Here is a 22800-nt window from a genome sequence, read left to right on the forward strand (position 1 = left end):
AAAGCCACCCCAAGGTGGCTTTTTTATTTTGAGTTTTCATTACTCTTCGTCATCTGACTCACGTTTCGGTAAATCTTGTACCGCTTTTTCGATAAGACCAAACATATAGTTACCATATGCATTAGTTTTATCGTAATGGAAACGCAAGCGAGGCGTGATGCGCGTTTTAATACGACGACTCAACTCCTGACGTAAAAAACCAGATGCTTTATTCAAAATATCTAGTGTTTCACGGTGAGCCACTTCGTTTTGGTCATCGCTTAATTCACGACCCATCACGGTCACATAGACATCGGCATAACCTAAGTCCGGACTGACTTTAACGCCTGAGATGGTCACAAGACCACCCAGACGCGGATCTTTCAACTCCTGACGGATAAGTTCAGAAAGCTCGCGCTGTACTGAATCCGCCATTCGCTTTAAGCGTTGTCCACCCGCCATTAAAGACTCCGTTTAACCATTTGAACATCATAAACCTCAATCTTATCAAGAGGTTTGATGTCGTTATAACCTTTCACGGCAAGACCACATTCCATACCGGCACGAACTTCATCAACGACATCTTTATAACGACGTAATGATTCAAGTTCACCTTGGAAAATCACAACATCATCACGTAAGACACGGATTGGTTTGTTACGGTGAATCACGCCTTCCATAACCATACAGCCCGCAGCAGCACCAAACTTACTAGAACGGAACACTTCACGTACTTGAGCAACACCCAAGATAGTTTCACGGTGTTCAGGAGCAAGTTTACCGCTCATGGCATCTTTTACATCATCAATCAATTCATAGATGATGCTGTAGTAACGAATATCGATACCGTCTTGGTCACTCTTCTGACGAGCAGCTGTATCAGCACGAACGTTGAAGCCTAACAATACAGCTTCTGAAGACTCGGCAAGAATTACGTCAGACTCAGTGATCGCACCAACACCAGAACTAATTACGCGAACTTTTACTTCATCAGTAGAGAGTTCATGTAATGCAGCATTCAATGCTTCTAAAGTACCACGAACATCTGTTCTTAAAACAACGTTCACTGTAGGAACGTCTTTTTTGCCCATAGATGCCATGATGTTTTCAAGACGCATTGCGCTTTGACGTTCGATACGTTTTTCACGTTCACGGTCTGCACGAGCATCAGCAACTTCACGTGCCTTCTTCTCGTCATTTACTACAAGAACTTCATCACCCGCCATTGGAGCTTCTGGTAGACCCAAAATTTCCACTGGAATAGATGGTCCTGCTGACTTAATCGGCTTACCGTTTTCATCAGACATCGCACGAACACGGCCATATGATGAACCAGCAAGAACAAGGTCACCAATATTTAATGTACCGTTTTGAACAAGAATCGAAGTTACTGCACCACGGCCTTTATCAACACGTGCTTCAATAACAACACCTTGTGCAGCACCTTCAGCAGATGCTTTTAATTCCATCAATTCAGATTGAATCAGAATTAAATCAAGGAGTTCATCAATACCTTGGCCAGTATGTGCTGAAACCTTAGCAACCGGAACATCACCGCCCCATTCTTCTGGAACGATTTCTTTGGTTGTTAATTCATTTAACACACGGTCTGGATCAGCAGATTCTTTATCCATTTTGTTGATAGCAACAATAATTGGAGTTCCTGCTGCGCGTGCATGGTCAATCGCTTCTGCAGTTTGCGGCATTACACCGTCATCTGCTGCAACAACCAATACCACGATATCCGTTGCTTTAGCACCACGTGCACGCATTGAAGTAAATGCTGCGTGTCCCGGTGTATCAAGGAATGTAATAATCCCTTTGTCTGTTTCAACGTGATATGCACCAATGTGCTGGGTAATGCCACCTGCTTCACCTGCCGCCACTTTAGAACGACGGATACGGTCAAGCAATGATGTTTTACCATGGTCAACGTGACCCATGATTGTAACAACTGGAGGACGAGTAGTTTGCTCACCACGTGCTTCTTCAGCTGCTTCAAGTAAGTTATCTTCTGCTTGTGTATCAGAAACTAGAACAGGGTTATGACCCATTTCTTCTACAACAAGTGCAGCTGTATCTTGGTCAATTGTCTGGTTCTGGTTAACCAATTCACCCATTTTCATAAGTGTCTTGATAACTTCACGTACTTTAATCGCCATCTTTTGAGCAAGATCGGCAACAACAATGCTTGAACCAATTTCTACATCATAGACTTGCTTTTTAACTGGCTTTTCAAAACCATGCTTGTTCGCTTGGCTTGATTTTAAACCACGTTTGTTATGGTTAACGAAGCTTTGCTCTTCTTGACCACGACGACCGCCTTTCTTACCAGCGCGAGGGTTAGTTGTAGCACCACCACGTTTAATTTCACGGTCTTCTTGATTAAATGAATCTTCATAAGCTTGGCCAACAAGACCTGAAGCAAGAGGAGAATCATCAATCACACGAATAGTTGCAGTAGCATCATCATTTGAATATTTAGATGCCATTTTACGCATTTGTTCAAGCGTACGCTGCTGAGCTTCCTCAGCCGCTTTACGACGTGCAGCTTCTTCAGTTGCTTTCAACTGAGCTGTTTGTGCTTCACGCGCTTTCTTTTGCTCTAATGTTTCTGCTGGTTTTGGTGCAGGTTTTACTGTACCACCACCACGTTTTTTCACTACAACAGCAGCTTTAGGAGCTGACTGTGCAGCGCTATCTTGTTGATGAGCAGCACGCATTGCATCTAAAGTTGCTTTTGCTTTTTGCTCTGTTTGAAGACGCGCTTTTTGCTCTGCAGCTTCACGCGCTTGTTGTTCTGCACGCGCTTTAGCTTCTGCTTCTGCGCGCGCTTTAGCTTCTGCTGCAATTTGTTCTGGGTTTGGTTTAGCAAAAACCTGTTTTTTACGTACTTCTACGTTAATTGTTTTTGCTTTACCCGAAGTACTTGCAACTTTAGCGGTACTGGTTGTTTTACGTTTCAACGCAATTTTTCCTGTGTTACCACTTTCCTGACCATGCACCTTTTTCAAATAATTGACTAAAGTGTCCTGTTGTTCAGTGGTAATAATGTCGTCTGCTGTACGTTGAGGCAAACCTGCTTCACGAGCCTGTTCTAGGAGCTTCTCAACAGGACGTCCTACGCTGAGAGCTAACTCTTTAATCGACTTGTCCGTCATATTTCATCTCCTAGTTAAACCATGATTCGCGAGCTTTCATGATCAATTGACCTGCTTTTTCATGACCAAGACCTTCAATATCAGAGATATCGTCAGTTGCTTGATCTGCCAAATCATCAACAGTAATAATACCGCGAGCGGCTAGCGAGTAAGCGATCTCAGAGGTCATGCCTTCCATATTGAGAAGGTCTGCACTCGGTTCTTGAATATTTTCTTGCTGTTTCAATGCATCAGTTAATGCAGCTTCTTTTGCACGACTTTGCAATAACTCAACTAACTCAGCGTCAAGTTCAATTTCGTCAAAAGTTTCAGCTGGCACATAAGCAATCTCTTCTAAAGAAGTGAAGCCCATCTCTACTAACGCCATTGCCAAGTCTTCTTCAATATCTAAACGTGATACGAACATGTCGAGATATTGCTGAGCTTCATTCTGCTGACGAGCACGATACTCTTCTTCAAGCATCATGTCGAGTTTGTAGCCAGTTAAATCAGAAGCTAAACGAACGTTTTGACCTTGCGAACCAATCGCACGTGCCAATTGATCGTTGGTAGCAAAAATAATGTCTGCACTTTTTGCATCTTCATCAAGCACAATGCCTGATACATCAGCTGGTTCTAATGCACTTGCGATGTATTGAGCTGGATCATCAGACCAAACTACAACATCAATACGCTCACCATTTAACTCTTGCTGTACCGCTTGGATACGTGTTCCACGCATACCAATACATGCACCAACAGGGTCAATACGGTGGTCGTTCGTTTTTACTGCGATTTTCGCACGAACACCTGGTTGACGCGCCGCAGCTTTAATTTCAATAATTTCTTCAGAAATTTCAGGAATTTCTTTCTTCATCAAAGCAATAAGCATTTCAGGCTTAGCGCGTGATAATAGAAGCTGAGCACCACGGCCTTCACGGTTTACACTATATAAAATAGCATTTACACGTTGTTTTGGACGAAGAATCTCTTTAGGAATCATTTCTTCACGAGCTAAATAAGCTTCAGCATTGTCACCTAAGTCAATGATGAAACCATCTTTAGTTTGCTTTTTCACTTCACCGTAAATTAGCTCGCCAACTTTTGATTCATAAGCATCAGCAACTAATGCACGCTCTGCTTCACGAATTTTTTGTACGATAACCTGTTTCGCAATCTGCGCAGCGATACGTCCGAACTCAATCGATTCTACTTCAAGCTCACGAACGTCGCCAATTGACCATTTTGCAGGATCAACATCAGAAATTGCGTCTTGGCATGCTGGCATTTCATGATCTTCATCTGCCACAACAGTCCATTGACGGAATGTACGGTAATCACCAGTTCTACGATCAATTTCTACACGAAGCTGAGCTTCTTCAGAATTGGTACCCTCGTAAAATTTTTTCTTCGTTGCAGCAACTAGAGCTTGTTCTAAAGCTTCGAAGATCGCTTCACGACTAACACCTTTTTCATTACTAACCGTTTCAACAACGGTAAGAATTTCGCGGCCCATAAGTCACCTACCGATTTCTTATATAATTTAAATAAATTTAATCTTGATAGATCAAGTTTGCTTTATCGATATTGTTGCTGTCGATATCAAGCACATGCTTTCCTTCAACTTCAACCTGAATCTCTTCATTTTCAAGGTCTACAGCAAGGAGTTTTGCTTGAAATTTACGACGATTTTCTACTGCAGCAATCAAACGCAAAGCAACCTGTTGTCCAATGTAGCCTTGCAACTGTTCGAGTTGAAAAAATGGGCGATCCCAACCTGGTGAAGAAACTTCTAATGCATATTCACCTGAAATCGGATCATGGACATCCAGCATTGCGCCGACCTGTTGTGTAACACGAACACAATCTTCTACACCAATACCGCGGCCTTGCTCTACTTCACCATCTTCATTAATCACTGGTTCAGCATTTTCATCAACCGGTCTATCGATATAAATACGCAATAATGAACGCTTACCTTGTGGAAGGAATTCAATTCCCCAAAGGTCGACACCACATGCCTCCACTGCTGGAGCAATCATGTCATACAATGCTTGGGATTTATTTGATAATTTCATTTACTCTCGTCATTCTCGTGCGATTCAATCGGTTGTTTTAACCGACACAGACTTACTATAGTGAAGCATGACTATTTGACCAATTGATGTCGACACTACACGATAGCGATACGATAACCAATAAAAAAGGGCGTTAATCGCCCCTATATAGCACAGAAAACAATAGTCCACTGTGCAAAAAGGCCCACCTTGTCTGTGAGCCTCTTTAAGAAACTTGGTAGCGGGAGCTGGATTTGAACCAACGACCTTCGGGTTATGAGCCCGACGAGCTACCAGACTGCTCCATCCCGCATCAACGTGCAAAAATTATATACAAATATCGAAAAAAGTCAATGTAAACTTATCCAATATTAGCTTGACTAAGTTGCACCTTAATCAAATTGGTAGCGGGAGCTGGATTTGAACCAACGACCTTCGGGTTATGAGCCCGACGAGCTACCAGACTGCTCCATCCCGCATCAAAAACAAAACTGCTTGCACTCAACTTTCTGGTTCAAAGTTGGTGCGGAAGGGGGGACTTGAACCCCCACGCCCGAAAGCACTACCACCTCAAGGTAGCGTGTCTACCAATTCCACCACCACCGCAGCTTGTGGGACGCATTCTAGTCCTTTCAATTCCAAAAGGAAAGTCTTATTTCCAATTATTGGCCAGTTTTTGGTGCATTTGGTGAAGTTTCAGGCGATGTGGTCTGAGCTGGCGCAGTCGTTTGTACAGTTTTCAAACTATATGCTTCAGTCGTTTGCTTCTTGGCAAAAACAGCCAGAGTCAAACTGGTCACAAAAAATAAAGCTGTCAAAATTGCAGTCACGCGAGTCAAGAAGTTACCTGAACCAGACGCACCAAATACTGTTGCTGCGCCACCTCCACCAAAAGAGGCACCTGCATCTGCGCCTTTACCATGTTGCACTAAAATTAATGCAATCATCAGTACTGCTAAAATAATATGTACAACAAGTACAAAAGAGTGCATACCCTATCCTCGTTATTTGCTTTGCGCGAAGGCTTGTACAATTTGATAAAAAGATGCTGCATTTAATGAAGCACCACCCACCAACGCACCATTGATATCTGGACATGCAGCTAACTCAACAGCATTTTCAGCTTTTACACTACCGCCATATAAAATAGCAATATTTGAGCCTGCTGGTGTAAGTTGGCATAAGCCTTCACGAATTTTAGCGTGCATCGCTTGCGCATCTTGCGGAGAAGCTGTTTTACCTGTACCAATTGCCCAAATAGGTTCATAGGCAATAACCACTTGGTTTTGCCATTGTTCTGCAGTAACTACAGGTGCAATATCACAAATTTGCTGTAGAACAACTTGCTCGGCCTGACCTTGCTCACGTTGTTCAAGGCTTTCGCCCACACAATAAATGACAGTCATACCCGCATTTAATGCATTTTGGAGTTTTGCCTTCAAAATTTCAACGTTGTCACCAAAAATATCACGACGTTCAGAGTGTCCTACCAGTACGAAATTAATTTGGCTATCTTTTAATAGTTCTGCACTGACTTCACCAGTATAAGCACCTGTACCAGCAACACGTGATACATCCTGTGCAACCGTATATACCGTTCTTGCAGCATCCTGTAATTGCGCTTGTACCGTTGTAAGAGCAATAGAAACAGGGGCAACGCCCACATGGCAGTTTTCATCTGCAATTTGGTTTTGTTGCAATAATTGTTTAAATTCTTCTATAAGTTGGTTGGCGTTGGCACGCATTGGATTCATTTTCCAGTTACCAACTACCCAAGGCGTAATCGTCGAACCCGACATACTGCTCACCTTTCATCAAAAATGCAGCACATTCTACACGCATTTATACAAATTTCAGATACTTTTCTTTAACGCGATTACTCATATCTTTTCTAGTGTTTGAAATTAAGAAAAAACTTTACTTTATTAAAAGTCCGACATTCTAAAAATTAATAAAGAAAAACTTCGACTGGTTCAAGCTTTAATAGGCTGAGTAGGACCCGAGCAACACTTTCTAAGGTAGTAATTTTACATAACAAAAGTATAATTTTTCATATACCAATTATAAACACATTAACATAGGCAGGCAGATGTCAGCATTACATACATCTCCAAAATTTACGGGGTTTTTTCGACGTTTAGTCGAAGAAAAGCATGTGTCGGCAGCGACCATGCAAACTGCATTAGATGCAGCGAAAAGAGCTAAGCAGGACACAGTCGCATATTTAATTGAAGAGGTTCATCTCTCCCCTTCGTTATTAGCTGAAACAATTTCTGCTGAGTTTGCTGAACCATATTTCGATCTGGATGTTTATGACACTTCTCAGATTCCTAAAGATCTGGTCGATCAGAAACTGATTTTAAAACATCGAATTTTGCCGCTCATTCAAAGAGGGCAAATTTTATATGTTGCGACCAGTAATCCAAGCAATATCGAAGCGATTGATGCAATTCGTTTTAATAGTAAATTGCTGGTTGAGCCTGTAATTGTGGAGCACCATAAACTCGAAAAAGTTTTAGGCCAGCATTTTGCAGAAGAAAGCAGCTTTGACTTCAATGATGAAGAGTTTGATCTCGATGTTAATCTTGATGGCCCTACCGCTCAAGAAGATGAAGAAGAAGCTCCTCAAGGCGATGAAGCCCCTATTGTTAAATATATTAATAAGTTATTAATTGATGCCATTCGTATGGGTGCTTCAGACTTACATTTTGAACCGTACGAAAAATCCTATCGGGTGCGCTATCGTGTCGATGGTGTGTTACGTCAAATTGCCAATCCCCCTCTACAGCTTGCAAACCGCTTGGCATCACGCTTAAAAGTAATGTCTCAAATGGACATTTCTGAAAAACGCGTCCCACAAGATGGTCGTATCAAACTCAAGCTGTCAAAAACCAAAGCGATTGATTTTCGTGTGAACTCCCTCCCGACTTTGTTTGGTGAAAAGTTAGTTCTACGTATTCTTGACCCATCAAGCGCAATGCTAGGAATTGATGCACTAGGATATGAAGAAGATCAAAAAGCTTTGTTTATGGAGGCATTAGATAAACCTCAGGGCATGCTTTTAATTACCGGACCAACAGGTTCTGGTAAAACCGTATCGTTATATACAGGTTTAAATATTTTAAATACTGAAAGCTCCAATATTTCTACTGCCGAAGACCCGGTAGAAATTAATCTTGAAGGGATTAATCAAGTTAACGTAAACCCCAAGGTAGGGCTTACTTTTGCGGCCGCACTTAAATCATTTTTACGACAAGACCCTGACATTATTATGGTGGGTGAGATTCGTGACTTGGAAACAGCAGAAATTGCGATTAAGGCGGCTCAAACCGGCCACATGGTGATGTCAACACTACATACCAATAGTGCTCCGGAAACATTGACCCGTCTACGCAATATGGGGGTTCCTTCTTTTAATATTGCAACATCAGTAAACCTAGTTATTGCACAGCGTTTAGCACGTCGTCTTTGTTCTCAATGCAAAATACCTGCTGATATTCCTAAACAAAGCTTATTAGAAATGGGCTTTACCGAACAAGATTTAGCGCACCCAGATTTTCGGGTTTTTCAGCCCATAGGTTGCCCTGAATGTCGTGAAGGCTATAAAGGCCGTGTCGGTATTTATGAGGTAATGAAAGTTACACCTGAAATTTCCAAGATTATTATGGAAGATGGCAACGCTTTAGAAATCGCAGCTGCTTCTGAAAAATTGGGGTTTAATAATCTACGTCGTTCAGGTTTAAAAAAGGTGATGCAAGGGGTGACCTCTTTACAAGAAGTCAACCGTGTCACCAGTGAATAAGACACTATTTAAAAAATAAGGATAATCTAATGGCTGTCAAAAAGGCACAAATGATGCCGACTTTTGCTTATGAAGGGGTTGACCGTAAGGGCGTAAAAATCAAGGGAGAACTTCCGGCTAAAAACATGGCTTTAGCCAAAGTAACCTTACGCAAACAAGGGGTGACTGTTCGAACTATACGTGAAAAACGTAAAAATATTCTTGAAGGTTTATTCAAGAAAAAAGTCACCACACTCGATATTACGATTTTTACTCGACAACTGGCGACCATGATGAAAGCTGGTGTACCACTCGTACAAGGCTTTGAAATTGTAGCTGAAGGTTTAGAAAACCCGGCCATGCGTGAGGTTGTACTCGGTATTAAAGGTGAAGTCGAAGGTGGTAGTACTTTTGCCTCAGCTTTAAGAAAATATCCTCAACATTTTGATAACTTGTTTTGTTCACTTGTTGAGTCTGGTGAACAATCAGGCGCACTCGAAACGATGCTGGACCGCGTTGCAATTTACAAAGAAAAAAGTGAATTGCTCAAGCAAAAAATCAAGAAAGCAATGAAATACCCGGCAACAGTTATTGTAGTAGCCATTGTGGTGACCATTATTTTGATGGTTAAAGTAGTTCCCGTTTTCCAAGATTTATTTGCGTCTTTTGGAGCAGATTTACCTGCATTTACGCAAATGGTTGTGAATATGTCGAAATGGATGCAGGAATACTGGTTCATTATGATTATTGCGATTGGCGCAGTCATTGCTGCCTTTCTGGAAGCAAAAAAACGTAGTAAAAAGTTTCGTGACGGCTTAGATAAACTGGCGCTTAAGTTACCTATTTTTGGGGACTTGGTTTATAAGGCAATCATTGCCCGCTATAGCCGCACGCTTGCTACAACATTTGCCGCAGGTGTTCCACTTATTGATGCATTAGAATCGACTGCTGGCGCAACCAATAACGTGATTTATGAAAAAGCTGTGATGAAAATTCGTGAAGATGTCGCAACGGGTCAACAGCTTCAGTTTGCTATGCGAGTGTCTAATCGTTTTCCATCTATGGCTATACAAATGGTGGCAATTGGTGAAGAATCGGGTGCACTAGACAGCATGCTCGATAAAGTTGCCACTTACTATGAAAATGAAGTGGATAATGCCGTTGATGGTTTAACTTCTATGATGGAACCTTTAATTATGGCAATTTTAGGGGTGCTCGTAGGCGGTCTGGTAATTGCTATGTATCTTCCAATTTTCCAAATGGGCTCAGTTGTATAATGCAAGACATCATTGCGTATTTTATTCAAAACTTAACTGCACTTTATATTGCTGTTGCACTCGTGAGCCTATGTATCGGTAGCTTTCTTAATGTAGTGATTTACCGCACGCCAAAAATGATGGAGCAAGATTGGCAGCAAGAATGCCAAATGCTGCTCAATCCTGAGCAACCCATTATTGATCATGAGAAGCTAACTTTAAGTAAGCCTGCTTCATCGTGCCCTGCATGTCAGCAACCGATCCGTTGGTATCAAAATATTCCTGTTATAAGCTGGCTTATGTTAAGAGGAAAGTGTGGCCATTGCCAGCACCCGATTAGTATTCGCTATCCAGCCATCGAACTACTCACCATGCTATGTTCATTAGTAGTAGTCATGGTGTTTGGCCCAACCATACAAATGCTTTTTGGACTCGTCCTCACATGGGTACTGATAGCCCTTACCTTTATTGATTTCGATACACAATTATTGCCTGATCGCTTTACCCTACCTTTAGCTGCACTCGGCTTAGGTATTAATACCTTTAATATTTATACCTCACCCAACTCAGCCATTTGGGGTTATCTCATTGGTTTCCTATGTCTTTGGATTGTCTATTACTTATTTAAAGTGATCACTGGCAAAGAAGGTATGGGCTACGGCGACTTTAAATTGCTTGCAGCATTAGGAGCATGGATGGGGCCATTGATGCTGCCGTTAATTGTGTTATTGTCATCGTTACTTGGCGCAATCATTGGCATCATTTTATTAAAATTAAGAAATGACAATCAGCCTTTTGCTTTTGGGCCATATATTGCCATTGCTGGTTGGGTTGCCTTTTTATGGGGTGATCAGATTATGAAAATTTATTTGGGAGGTTAAGATGGCTTTTATTCTGGGAATCACAGGTGGTATAGGCAGTGGTAAATCAGCTGCAACACAATGGTTTGAATCCCAAGGAATCCAAGTCGTCGATGCCGATATTGTTGCTCGCGAAGTAGTTGAAAAAGGGCAACCTGCCCTTCAAAAAATTCAACAAACCTTTGGAGATTGGGTGCTTCAACCCGATGGCGGTTTGGACCGCCGTGCCTTACGTGAATATATTTTTCAAAATCCACAAGCGCGTCATACACTCGAGCAAATTACCCATCCCGCAATCCGTCAATCTATTATTCAACAGCTACAAAATCCTAAAAGTCCGTATGTGATTTTAGTTTCGCCATTATTGTTTGAAACAAATCAACATGAACTGGTCAATCACACGCTACTGATTGATGCGAGTGAACAAACTCAAATTCAGCGTGCGAGCCAGCGCGATGGACAAAATCAAGAACAAATCCAGAAAATTATTGCTGCACAAATGCCACGCGAACGAAAACGTGAGCTTGCAAATGACATCGTGTTTAACGACGGATTACTCGAACATTTATATCAGCAATTAGAGCCTTTACATCAAAGCTATTTGAAGCGTGCAAACTAATTTTGTGTATTTTGCTGCTTAATCTTTTGTGTCAGGCTATCTTGTCTAAACCAGCGCCAAGGCTGTAAAGCGCCTATTCCCATACCTACTAAGCCCACTACAATTGATGGGCTTAATGATTCACCAAGTAAAGGTACAGCTAAAATAGCAGCAATAAACGGTGCCAAAGTTACAATACTTCCCGTTTTAAATGCGCCAAGACGCTGAATAGCAGCAACATAGGTTAATGTCGCAATAATAACGACAAACACGCCATGGAAAATACTTTGTACAGCTAAGTGCAAAGGATCTACATCCATAAAGTGCTTAGGTAAGAACAACAGATAAATCGGCAAATAAATAATTGCAGACCAGATTGCGACGCTTGCCATAGAATGCCAAGCAGAGAGCTTCCACTGTTTAAGTAGTACAGTAAAAATCCCCCACCAAATCGCACTGATAAACAGAAGTAAATCTCCAATTCCAAAAGCAGAGGTACTACTTTGTAACATCAATGCGCTCATGAGGGCCAAGGCAGTAATCATAATTGCCAGACTCACCCATGTATGTTTATCAAATGGCTGTCTAAATAAAATATAAGCAGCTATAGCGGTACAGATAGGAATACAGCCATTTAAAAATATTGCAGCATGTGCAGCTGGTGCATAAAGAAAAGCTGTATAAACCGTAAGGCAGTAAATGACTCCACCAATCAATGCCAAAATAACCGCATGTTTACTCCATAAAAAAGCGAGATCTTTTTTATAAATTAAGATAGGCATCAAAATTAGGAAGGCTATAGCAAAGCGTAGTGCGGCAATATCCCAAGCACTGATGTGCCATTGTGCATTTAAGCGGGCAAAAAGCGTAAACCCGCCCCAAATACACATGGTCACCAATACAAAAAAATAACCTTGCGTACGGGGAGACATATCAAGACTGCATAAAAACTAGGAAGGCAGCTAAATTATACCTCAGAACGCTGACGACAAGCTTCATAAAGTGCCATACCCGTTGCCACACTTACATTTAAACTTTGTAAGTTACCTGACATTGGAATATAGGCTTTTTGGTCACACTGTGCTTGAGTAATTGGACGTAAACCTGTGTCTTCTGCACCCATTACAATCACAACAGCACCCGAGAAATCACACTTCTGAATAGGTAATGCATTTTCATCAAGCATTGTACCAATCACACGTACGTGAGTTGTCTCTTTAAGATGCGCTAAAGTACGAGCTAAATTAGTCACTTGAATAAATTTAACTTTTTCGGCCCCACCCGCTGCGACTTTACGAGCAGTTGGAGTTAAGCTTGCTGAGCGATCGCGAGGCACAATCACTGCCTGAACACCCATTGCAGCGGCAGTACGGATACATGCCCCTAAGTTATGTGGATCTGTCACCTGATCTAATGCCAGCAATAAGGCATCTGGAGTTTCAGCCAAGAGCTGGTCTAGATCTTTTTCATTTAAAGTTGGGTGCGGACGTACTGCTGCAACTACGCCTTGGTGAAATGGTAAGCCCGCAAGCTTTTCGAGGCTATCACGGCTTGCTTTTTGTACACTAATTCCAAAAGGCTCGGCCAATTGCAGAATCTTCTGCAAACGCTGATCGTCGCGCCCTTTCAATGTAAACAGGGTCAGCACGCGCTCCGGCTCAAGTTCTAACAATGACTCCACTGAGTGAACGCCATAATAATATTCCGGTTTTGCCATGCATGACCTCTAACAACGTTTGAGCAAAAAATAAAAATCCTGTAAAGCCAACTTCACAGGATTTCTTTGGGCATAGTGTACCCGATTTAAACAGTAATTTCTTAGCCTTCTAAGTGGCAAACATAATCAAGCACTTCATCAGTCTCAATTTTGAAAACGCTATTGCCTGGTACATAAAAAGATTGACCAGCGCGGAACAATTCACTTTCATTGCTGTCTGCAATTTTAACGCGACATTCACCTGAAATAATTTCCATACGCTCAGGAACATGGGTTTCAAATGTTAAAGGCTGTTCAGTCGGCAAAATAACACCTAATGTTTTTTTCGTTCCATCTTCAAATTGCACGGTATGGCTGATACATGCTCCACCAAAATAAACATTTGATTTTTTGATGACCGTTACATGATCAAATTGGGTTGAACTCATGCACACTCTCCAGATAATGCCGCATTTATATAAATTATGATGAATGTAGTTTAATTGTGCCTAAATAACTAATCAATCAGTTTTCATACGGATAGACTTGTAATTTCCACTGCTGTAACTGAATTTTTTTAGCAAAAGCGTGGGGTAAATTCACTTCAATATTTCGACTCTTCGACACAATTGCATCATATCTGCAAACTTCATCGTGATTTTCATCGAATAAAATCCAGTAAACTTTTTCTGCCGTTGGATGATTAACCGCAGTTGTAACTACTGGTGAACCATTATCCATCCCTACATGAAAATTGTCTTGGTCATTTTGCATTGAAGTTAGATCATAAACCGGAAAATCGGCACTATTTTCATCAAATTGCTGGCTATCATGTACAAGCACACTTTGTTTTAAAGTCGGCCAAATACAATAACGCAGGTAATGTTGATCTATGACTCGATTGTCCGGATACCTCCCAGTGGCAACATAATCCCTGATATGTGCTTCAATATTATGAAAAATACCTGTGCAACCGCCCCACATACCCGCCAAAATTAATTCAGTATGAGAATAGCTATCTCTCATTAAATGGAACCATTGATCGCTTTTGAGCCAAGCATCAACAGCGGCTTTCTCACGATAAGACACGATAGAGTCGGCATCACGTACTAAAAACCGTTTAACCACCGGATCATCCATAACTAAAAAGCGCCAAAATAAACCTGATAACTGTTTTTGAGTGGGACTAACATGTACAACTTGTGCGCCATTTGCTTGTAACCGTTGTTGTACAAGTTCGGGAACGCTCTCATCCACATAGAATCGACACGTCCATTCAGGATAGATTTCTTGAGCTAACTTAGTATTTAAAATGGAAGTTTCACAGTACCGAGGATTTGCTCCAAATAGAGAAAAAGCAATGATATTTTCTTGTGGATTTGGGCTAAAGGGCACGGGTTTATGAGTGGGTATATTTAAAGTAGGCTCATTCTTTGTGAGTTCTTTTTTGGTTGAAATGGCTAAACGCCCAAATTTAATCTTCTCTTCTTTTTTATTTAAATGATGACAAACTTCGGTCAATCCATCGTATAGATTTGTATTAACGTTAGAACCACTTGCTTTAATGGCTTGCATATAATGTTGATATGCATCTTCATAACGGCGTAACCGTAGCTCAGTATAAGCTAAATCAGACAATGCTCCGGGATGGCTAGGAACCAGACTTACTGCTTTTTTTACATGTTGATATGCTTTGACATAATCACCCTGTGCAGCAGCCTGTTTAAATGCATTAAAATGCTGATTTAAAATTTTATTCATTTCAGCAGGATTAATTTTTTTATGGCGGTTGATCATCCCTATTGGTGCTTTCGGTAAGCTTAATGTTTTTTTCATTGTAAAGATCCGCAATCTTGCTGTTCTATAATTTCAGTTAGAATAATAGATCACTTGTAGCAAATTCAAAACTTCTCTATCTTTAACCCATAATTTGGCGCGTTGGATGCGTTTATGCTCACACATTTAACTTTAATCAATTTTGCATTAGCTGATCATTTAGCTATTGATATAGAACAAGGATTTAATGTTCTAACAGGTGAGACAGGTGCAGGAAAATCATTATTACTGGATGCACTATCTGCCTGCTTAGGGGAACGTACAGATACAAATTATGTCCGCTATGGTTCGGACAAAGCGGATGTAACCGCAGTTTTTACTTATCAAGACAATAGCCCTGAAGCAAAATGGTTAAAAGAACATGAACTAGATGATGATTCAGGGGAAATTCATTTACGTCGGGTTATTTTTGCAACTGGCCGTAGCAAAGCATGGGTAAATGGCCGTCCAAGTAGTCTCTCTGAGCTTAAAGAATTAGGCCGCTTATTGGTTCAGCTGTATAGCCAGCACAGCCAACAACAACTACTTGAACCGCCTTATCCAAAGCATTGGCTAGACCGTTATAGTAATTTTTACGCCGAAGCAAATGATGTTCGTGAAGCATATAGTACATGGCAGCGTAATATCCGCCAGCATCAGGCTGCGCTCGATGCTCAAGCGACCCGTCTTCAACGTATTGCGACCTTAGAGTTACAAATTGAAGAGCTTGAGGAAGTCATTCAAACCGATTACAAAGAAATCGAGCAAGAGTTCGATCGCCTCAGTCATCATGAACATATCATGCAAGACTGTAGCTATAGTCTAAATGCACTTAATGAAGCTGAACAAAACATTACTCAAGAAATGTCGTCGATCATTCGCCGTCTAGAGTCTCATGCGGGGCGTAGTGAGCAGCTTTCCGAAATTTATAATTCGTTATTAAATGCGCAAAGTGAAATTGATGATGCCACATCAAATTTACGTCAATTTATTGACCGTCAGAGTTTCGATCCTGAACGGATGGAAGAACTGAACTCCAAGCTAGAGGTTTTCCATCGACTTGCTCGTAAATACCGTACTCAACCAGAAACACTTAAAGAAGAGTACGAAACTTGGCAAAGTGAGCTTGAGCAATTACATCAGTTAGAAGACCCTGAAACTCTGGCTGAACAAGTAGAAAAGTCACATCAAGAATTTTTAGAAAAAGCCCAGCATTTAGACAATATTCGTCGTGAAGCTGCTGCCCCACTTGCAAAACAATTAACTGAACAGGTTAAACCTTTAGCGCTACCTGAGGCCCACTTTGAGTTTAAGTTTGAACCATTAGAACAACCAAATGCAGAAGGTTTAAGTTTTATTCAACTTTTATTTACTGCCAATAAAGGCATACCTCCTCAACCATTGGCACGTGTAGCATCTGGTGGTGAGCTTTCTCGTATTGCACTCGTTATGCAAGTCATGAATGCTGAAAAGACCGAAGCAGAAGTTTTGGTATTTGACGAGATTGATGTCGGAATTAGTGGTGGTACAGCTGAAGTGGTTGGACGTTTATTGGCCGACTTGGCTCAGCATGTCCAACTTTTATGTATTACCCACCAAGCACAGGTGGCTGCACAATCCGATCAACATTTGTTAGTCAAAAAACAACAAACTGATCCGGCAAGTAGTACTATTGTACAACTTGATGAAAATCAAATTATTTCCGAGCTAGCACGCATGTCAGGAGGTGTTGAAATTAATGAAACAACCTTGCAACATGCTAAACAATTACGTCAACTTAAATTTCAGGCTTCTTCAACTTAATAAAGAAAATGAGAGAAAAAGATTGGCGAAATCCGATTAACTCTTGTATGTTGATAAAAAGAACCTATATAGATAAAAAGGGTCGAGAGACCCTATAGCGACATTTTTTGAGGGAGAACCGCTTAGGTGACCAAACAATATATGACTCACCGTTGTCTGATTGCCCCGCCAGAAATGGCAGATGACTTTTTTGCAAATACAGTAATTTATCTTGCCCGTCATGACGAAGAAGGTGCCCAAGGTATTATTATCAATCGCCCTGCCGGTATCCAAATTAAAGAGCTACTCAATGATTTAGACATTGATGCAGACAATGTAAATCCGCATGAGGTTTTACAAGGTGGTCCTTTACGCCCTGAGGCGGGCTTTGTTCTTCATACAGGCCAACCAACATGGCACTCTTCTATTGCTGTGGGTGAGAATGTCTGTATTACTACCAGTAAAGATATTCTCGATGCGATTGCGCATAACGAAGGTGTTGGTCGCTACCAAATCGCCCTTGGTTATGCGAGTTGGGGGAAAAACCAGCTAGAAGATGAAATCGCTCGTGGTGACTGGCTTATCTGTGATGCCGACATGGATCTGATTTTTAACTTGCCGTACGATGATCGTTGGGATGCAGCCTATAAAAAAATTGGTGTAGATCGTACATGGCTGGCTTCTGAAATCGGGCACGCCTAATGACCGCAACGCAATCAAAATCAATTATGGCTTTTGACTTTGGCACTCAGAAAATGGGAATGGCGATTGGTCAGTCTGCCATTGAAAGTGCTAACCCATTACCACTTTTTGTGATGAAAGATGGTATTCCCAACTGGGACCAACTTTTAAAAATTGTGAAAGAGTGGCAGCCTGATTTGTTTATTGTTGGTCTTCCATTGAATATGGATGATAGCGAGTCAGAACTTTCAACACGGGCACGTAAGTTTGCACGTCGCTTACGCCATCAAACCAATATTGAAACGTGGATGATCGATGAACGGCTCACCACTCGTGAGGCAAGAGAAGAACTTGGTTTTTATCAAGAACAAGGTCGTGCCAAGAAGTTGTCAGCCGATAGTTTTGCCGCGGCTTTGCTAATTCAGAGCTGGTATCGCAATCCTGTTGGTTTAACGCCATAAAATAAAAAAAGCATGTTTCAAACATGCTTTTTTATTGAGTTTAAAAACTTAAAGCTTTTATTTTTCAATAATATGTACTGTAGCAGTACGGCCAGACACAAAAGCCAACTCATTTTTTGGTGCTTCGTCTAACACAATTTTTACAGGTACACGCTGCGCTAAACGAACCCAGCTAAATGTCGGGTTTACATTTGCAAGCAGTTTCGAACTACTTGAACGCTCACGATCTTCAATACCCGATGCAATACCCTGCACATGGCCTTTAATTTTCTGTCTATCACCCATTAATTGCACAGTTGCTTCATCGCCAATATGAATACGGTCTAATTTTGTTTCTTCAAAATATCCCACAACATAAAGCTGCTTACGATCTAGCAATGCTGCAACCGCTTGTCCAACTTGAACATAATTACCCGGACGCAAATCAAAGTTAGATAATGTTCCATCTGCCGGTGCAACAACAGCCGCACGGTGCATATTGAGTTCTGCTAAATGTAAATTACTTGTTGCTGCTTCAACCAATGCCTGTTGCTGTTTAATAGTGGCTTCAGCTTGTTGAATAGCAGCTTGAAGTTGCTCATGTTCCGCGTGTGATTGATCGCGAGTTGCAAAGACCTGATCTTGTTCCTGCTTAGAAATTGCACCATCCATTAAGTTTGAATAACGGTTTGCGTTTTTCTCGGCTAACTTAATGTTAGTACTCGACTTAATCAAGTTTGCTTTAGCTTGGGCTAGACCTGCTTGTGCTTGAGCATAGGCCGCTTTTGCTTTTGCCAAATCAGATTTTGCTTGCTCTACATCTAAAGCTCGGCGAGAGACATCAATTTTAAAAAGCACCTGACCTTTTTTTACAGTCTGGTTATCTTGAACTAATACTTCCGTTACAAGTCCTGCTACATCTGAAGAGACCTGAATAACGTCACCACGAACTCGACCATCACGTGTCCACGGCGCTGCATTATAATAGTTCCATAAATGCACAATGGTATAGACAGCAATCATTAATGCGACAATCAAAATCACTGGACGGATGACTTTTTTCAACTCCAATTGATTCATTTTACTCACCTAACTCAATCTTTAATCTGGCAATCATCTTTAAGCACCTAACCCAACAAAAATTTGGTGTATCACCAAAAGTAGTAAAAGGTAAAAACACAAATTGAAAATACTGGGTAATGCAATCCAGCCTTGTGCAATCCATTTGTTGGTTAAGGGACTTAACCAGCGAAAACATATATATGCAAAAATGGCTTGGACGAGCAAAGCAGGCACGTAAATACCGTAGACATTAAACTCACCCATGCGCTGTGGCTCCTGTAAGCGTACGATCTACATTCATTTGGTTTGATGAAACATGACACATGCTATAAGCAATATTATTTAGTGAAATAAATAATCTTTGACGCAGAGTCATATCTTCAATATTTGAAGCAAGTTGTTTAAGTTCAAATAAGGTTTGGTGAATGTGCTGTACCAATACATCACTTTCACCTTTTTCATTTTCTTTAGCTCTAAATAGCTCATCTAAATCTTGTTGCAAACGGCCAATGTGATGGGCCAATTCTGAAGATGTCGGAACTTGATTTGCTAGCTCTTGTAGTCGGCTTAAATCAATGATCGCACTTGATTCAACCAAAGCCTGTTGAATAGATTTTTTAATCTCTTCTGACTGAACCATTTTAGTATTTAAGACACCAACACGGTCTAACATCCCCCGTAAGTGAACTTTAAATTCAATACCATAAGGAATGTATATGGCTTGGCGCATCGCACGGTAATGTAAAGCCAAAATACGGTTTGCACTGGTATCGGGTGACATGGCACGCACAACATCAATAACGACTAACGACACCAATACGCCCATGACCATACCAAATGAACTGTCTAGGTAAGACACTGCATCCATGCTATAAGCATTGTGCAAGTTCAGGCCCATCATGGTATTAATACCCAGCACCATGCCCACTGGCATGAGTGCCTGATTCGCCATCATAGAAACCGCAAACAAGAACATTGGTAATAAAACGAGTCCCAGTTCCCAAAATGTGGTGACATGAGGAAAAATACCAAACGCGTAAATAAAAACTAAAACCGCCGAAGCCACACTGCCCCATATAAAAATACGTAAGACAGGAACAGGGTTATCTAGGGCTGTTAAGATACAGGCAGTGACTGCACCGATCTGTGCCATCATAAATCCAGCTTTCCAGCCAGAAAGAATCCACACACCAGTTACAATAAATGTAATCAGCACTGCACTAATACCCCCTCTGACTGCCACACCATGATCTCGGTGTAAACTTGGATAGGTCGTAGTCATTGGGGTAATGTTATCTGGAATCTCTTTATTACCTTGCTTGATGCGTTGCCATAAAACTTTTACAGCTAAAACATTACTAATGAAATGACGCACATCCATTTTCATGGCAGCCAATAACACTTGCTGATGTTCAGAAGCCGAATCATTTAAGTTCAAGAAATCATTTTCAAACTCGTCAGGTAACTGCAGAATATTTTCATCAGTCATCTGATCTTTTTGTTCTAGAAAATGAATCACATGCCCTGAAAGCTGCTTTAATTTATCTGAATGACTTTCAATAAAATTGAGTTCTTGCAGTTGTTTAATTCGTTCAGATAAGGCAACCAAGTTCGCAACCACCATCGACATTTGATGGAGCATTTCTTGCAAAGGTTTGGTCATGCCATGCAACTCACCTTTTTCATAGCTCAAGTGAACTGCCAGAGCATGAATATCGGTCGTATCACGAGTAATAGCAGCTAAAAGCTGTGTATTGTTTTGCTGTTGATCTGCATTTAACAAATTAGCAAACAGGTTTTCTGTATCTTTGAGAGTTTTCGTTACGCGCTGTTTGATTGCCGAACCAATATGCATGGGCAAAATAGTTGCAGACACAACCGCACTCGAAATCACACCAATAGAAATCTCAAGTACACGAGCCAAAGCAATATCAAAAATATTGTACTGATCAATATAAGTAATCGCGTTATACACAATCATTGCGGTTGAATAACCTGCCAACATAAATGCATAACTGCGAGGAGTACGGTCTAATAAAGACACATAAAGCGCAAAGCCCACCCATAGTGATAACACAACCGTAAAGATCCACGGCGTATTAATCAGATGCGGAGTAATGGTTAAGGCAATAATGGCCCCGCCTACCGTTCCCAATAAACGATAAACACACTTAGACGACACCATACCCGAATAAGGATTGGCGATAATCAGGACGGTACCGATCGACCACATTGGATTAATCAGGTCTAATTCGAACGATACAAATAATGCCAACATACCGGCAATAAATGTCTTTATTGCAAAAATTAGATCAAGCTTACTCGGGCGGAAAGCCAGTATTTGCTTTAATAACATGAACTCATCTCAAATATAGATTTGAACTGATGAGCATGCTCATCAGTGTCCGTTTGCTTTTAAAAAAAGACAATACGACTTTGTCATTTGCCTATAAGACAAATGAGTTAATGAGAGCATCCTTCAATACAATGATTTTTCCTACATCTCTGCATGATGTACCGAGATGATTTCAGTTTGACCGCTATTTATACGACCAAGCTTAGGAAAGAAGAGACATCGAGAAAGCCGGTAGAATAAACCAATTTCTCGATTAGATATTTTGTTGCACAATTTTTTCAAATTAAAGTGATTTAGTCAACTAAAATATCTTTATTTGATAATTTGATATGTTTTTAGTTAATCATATATGATGTGTGAATCAAGAGAACTTTTCTGATTCTGAGCGTAAAATATTTAAATCAGGTAGTTATCTTGGAATTGAGACAAAGCTTCAATTTTTCTGTTATAAGAACTCAAGTGTGACCCGTTTATTAAGGATACGAATAAGACATCATGGCAATTTCAAGTTTTGGCAAAATTTTAACCGTACTGGATTTATTTTCCGTTTCACGACCAGTGATTAATGTCGATATTATTTGCGAAGAACTTGGCTTGTCTAAACCGACCAGCTACCGTTATCTGAAAGAACTCGTATCAGCCGACTTATTAAAACGTATTAATGGTACTTCTGGCGATTACACTTTAGGCTCAAAAATAGCAGTTCTTGACTATGTATCTAGAACAACCGACCCATTGGTCCAAATCAGCACGCCATTTATGCGAAATATTGTAGAGCGTACTGAACTTTGCTGTTTACTCACCTATTTAAATGATGACTACTGCATTGATATTCATCATGAGATTTTTAAAGATACTGAATTACTTTCATATGGTCGAGGCTGCCCACGCCCAATTTATGTTGGGGCTTCACCAAAAACGATGGTTTCACATTTAAGCAAACAACGCATGCATGACTACTATGAACGTTTTCAACATGAGCTGTCTGAATCAGGTTTTGCTGTAGACGAACCTAGCTTTATTCAGCGTATGCGTAAAATAAAAAAACAAGGCTTCTATTTCTCGCAAGGTGAGATTGACCCCAATGTTTCAGGGCTTGCTGTACCCGTTCGTTTTTCGAGTAAAGAAGTTCCTTTGGCTTTAACGTTAGTCGCATCAAAGAACCGCTTTGATTTTTTAAATATTGAAAAGTTGATTGAAATTTTGCAAGAAAACGCGGCATTGATTGAGCAGCGCTTTATGGAACTTTCAGAAAAGGGCGAAATCTAAAATAATATTTTTGATAATTTAAAGTTTT

Annotated in this window: 21 protein-coding genes and 3 tRNA genes; 8 read left to right on the forward strand and 16 right to left on the reverse strand. The window is 40.8% G+C overall.

From position 1 onward, the window contains the following. Positions 1-39: 39 nt before the first annotated feature. The 9 genes from NQ782_RS09090 to tpiA all read right to left on the reverse strand — a co-directional run bounded on the left by NQ782_RS09090 (position 40) and on the right by tpiA (position 6975). On the reverse strand, positions 40-441 hold the full coding sequence (locus NQ782_RS09090; protein WP_000897046.1) for a ribosome-binding factor A: 402 nt from the start codon (positions 439-441) through the stop codon (positions 40-42). Then, a complete protein-coding gene (infB, locus tag NQ782_RS09095) occupies positions 441-3140 on the reverse strand; it encodes a translation initiation factor IF-2 (protein ID WP_000130326.1) in 2700 nt (899 codons plus the stop codon). Before infB ends, NQ782_RS09090 begins: the two co-directional genes overlap by 1 nt. Before the next feature lie 10 nt (positions 3141-3150). After that, the gene (nusA, locus tag NQ782_RS09100) at positions 3151-4635 is read right to left on the reverse strand and encodes a transcription termination factor NusA (protein ID WP_000532248.1); all 1485 of its coding nucleotides are present in this window, start codon (positions 4633-4635) and stop codon (positions 3151-3153) included. Between the two features lie 37 nt (positions 4636-4672). Beyond that, positions 4673-5197: a ribosome maturation factor RimP gene (rimP, locus tag NQ782_RS09105; protein ID WP_000777730.1), complete on the reverse strand. Its 525-nt coding sequence runs from the start codon at positions 5195-5197 to the stop codon at positions 4673-4675. A gap of 215 nt (positions 5198-5412) precedes the next feature. Then, a tRNA-Met gene (locus NQ782_RS09110) sits at positions 5413-5489 on the reverse strand. Positions 5490-5578: 89 nt separating this feature from the next. Further along, positions 5579-5655: transfer RNA gene (locus tag NQ782_RS09115), tRNA-Met, on the reverse strand. 42 nt (positions 5656-5697) lie between these two features. Further along, a tRNA-Leu gene (locus NQ782_RS09120) sits at positions 5698-5782 on the reverse strand. Between the two features lie 56 nt (positions 5783-5838). After that, positions 5839-6168 (reverse strand): preprotein translocase subunit SecG, encoded by a 330-nt coding sequence (gene secG / locus NQ782_RS09125; protein WP_000555570.1) that lies wholly within the window; start codon positions 6166-6168, stop codon positions 5839-5841. Between the two features lie 12 nt (positions 6169-6180). After that, positions 6181-6975, reverse strand: a complete 795-nt coding sequence (gene tpiA / locus NQ782_RS09130) for a triose-phosphate isomerase (RefSeq protein ID WP_000016939.1) — start codon at positions 6973-6975, stop codon at positions 6181-6183. 290 nt (positions 6976-7265) lie between these two features. On the opposite strand from tpiA, the gene pilB reads away from it, so the two are divergent. Genes pilB through coaE form a run of 4 tightly spaced genes read left to right on the forward strand, consistent with a single transcriptional unit; the run spans position 7266 to position 11692 of the window. Next, a complete protein-coding gene (gene pilB, locus NQ782_RS09135) occupies positions 7266-8978 on the forward strand; it encodes a type IV-A pilus assembly ATPase PilB (RefSeq protein ID WP_031959606.1) in 1713 nt (570 codons plus the stop codon). 29 nt (positions 8979-9007) lie between these two features. Then, positions 9008-10234 (forward strand): type II secretion system F family protein, encoded by a 1227-nt coding sequence (locus NQ782_RS09140; RefSeq protein WP_000279218.1) that lies wholly within the window; start codon positions 9008-9010, stop codon positions 10232-10234. Next, positions 10234-11094 carry an A24 family peptidase gene (locus NQ782_RS09145; RefSeq protein WP_001152273.1) on the forward strand — a complete coding sequence of 287 codons (861 nt, stop codon included), beginning with the start codon at positions 10234-10236 and terminating at the stop codon, positions 11092-11094. The genes NQ782_RS09140 and NQ782_RS09145 overlap by 1 nt, the downstream gene beginning before the upstream one ends. A 1-nt stretch (position 11095) precedes the next feature. Further along, a complete protein-coding gene (gene coaE / locus NQ782_RS09150; RefSeq protein ID WP_023897382.1) occupies positions 11096-11692 on the forward strand; it encodes a dephospho-CoA kinase in 597 nt (198 codons plus the stop codon). On the opposite strand, the gene NQ782_RS09155 is transcribed toward coaE, so the two are convergent. From NQ782_RS09155 to NQ782_RS09170, 4 genes are all read right to left on the reverse strand, one after another. Then, a complete protein-coding gene (locus NQ782_RS09155; RefSeq protein WP_000075014.1) occupies positions 11689-12603 on the reverse strand; it encodes a DMT family transporter in 915 nt (304 codons plus the stop codon). The two genes, coaE and NQ782_RS09155, sit on opposite strands and share 4 nt — an antisense overlap. Positions 12604-12638: 35 nt before the next feature. Continuing rightward, on the reverse strand, positions 12639-13388 hold the full coding sequence (gene rlmB, locus NQ782_RS09160; RefSeq protein ID WP_001118149.1) for a 23S rRNA (guanosine(2251)-2'-O)-methyltransferase RlmB: 750 nt from the start codon (positions 13386-13388) through the stop codon (positions 12639-12641). A 101-nt stretch (positions 13389-13489) separates the two neighbouring features. Next, the gene (locus tag NQ782_RS09165) at positions 13490-13816 is read right to left on the reverse strand and encodes a pyrimidine/purine nucleoside phosphorylase (protein ID WP_000099685.1); all 327 of its coding nucleotides are present in this window, start codon (positions 13814-13816) and stop codon (positions 13490-13492) included. Positions 13817-13892: 76 nt separating this feature from the next. After that, a complete protein-coding gene (locus NQ782_RS09170; protein ID WP_049081383.1) occupies positions 13893-15203 on the reverse strand; it encodes a tetratricopeptide repeat protein in 1311 nt (436 codons plus the stop codon). A 114-nt stretch (positions 15204-15317) separates the two neighbouring features. On the opposite strand from NQ782_RS09170, the gene recN reads away from it, so the two are divergent. The 3 genes from recN to ruvX all read left to right on the forward strand — a co-directional run bounded on the left by recN (position 15318) and on the right by ruvX (position 18106). After that, complete coding sequence (recN, locus tag NQ782_RS09175) at positions 15318-16985, forward strand: DNA repair protein RecN (protein WP_057093305.1); 1668 nt, start codon at positions 15318-15320, stop codon at positions 16983-16985. A 126-nt stretch (positions 16986-17111) separates the two neighbouring features. Next, a complete protein-coding gene (locus NQ782_RS09180; protein ID WP_001979301.1) occupies positions 17112-17666 on the forward strand; it encodes a YqgE/AlgH family protein in 555 nt (184 codons plus the stop codon). Further along, positions 17666-18106, forward strand: coding sequence for a Holliday junction resolvase RuvX (ruvX, locus tag NQ782_RS09185; RefSeq protein ID WP_000127527.1), 441 nt, complete (start codon positions 17666-17668; stop codon positions 18104-18106). The genes NQ782_RS09180 and ruvX overlap by 1 nt, the downstream gene beginning before the upstream one ends. Positions 18107-18163: 57 nt before the next feature. Here ruvX and NQ782_RS09190 read toward each other — a convergent pair whose 3' ends face one another. From NQ782_RS09190 to NQ782_RS09200, 3 genes are read right to left on the reverse strand one after another with little or no spacing between them, the layout of a single operon-like run. Next, on the reverse strand, positions 18164-19165 hold the full coding sequence (locus tag NQ782_RS09190) for an HlyD family secretion protein (RefSeq protein WP_001072475.1): 1002 nt from the start codon (positions 19163-19165) through the stop codon (positions 18164-18166). Between the two features lie 39 nt (positions 19166-19204). After that, positions 19205-19411, reverse strand: coding sequence for a DUF1656 domain-containing protein (locus tag NQ782_RS09195; protein WP_000503613.1), 207 nt, complete (start codon positions 19409-19411; stop codon positions 19205-19207). Continuing rightward, complete coding sequence (locus tag NQ782_RS09200; protein ID WP_057093302.1) at positions 19404-21503, reverse strand: FUSC family protein; 2100 nt, start codon at positions 21501-21503, stop codon at positions 19404-19406. The genes NQ782_RS09195 and NQ782_RS09200 overlap by 8 nt, the downstream gene beginning before the upstream one ends. A 495-nt stretch (positions 21504-21998) precedes the next feature. On the opposite strand from NQ782_RS09200, the gene NQ782_RS09205 reads away from it, so the two are divergent. After that, on the forward strand, positions 21999-22772 hold the full coding sequence (locus NQ782_RS09205; RefSeq protein WP_001018361.1) for an IclR family transcriptional regulator: 774 nt from the start codon (positions 21999-22001) through the stop codon (positions 22770-22772). The last annotated feature ends 28 nt before the right edge of the window (positions 22773-22800 follow it).

This window comes from Acinetobacter sp. BD54 (assembly GCF_044778325.1).
Classification (GTDB): domain Bacteria; phylum Pseudomonadota; class Gammaproteobacteria; order Pseudomonadales; family Moraxellaceae; genus Acinetobacter; species Acinetobacter baumannii.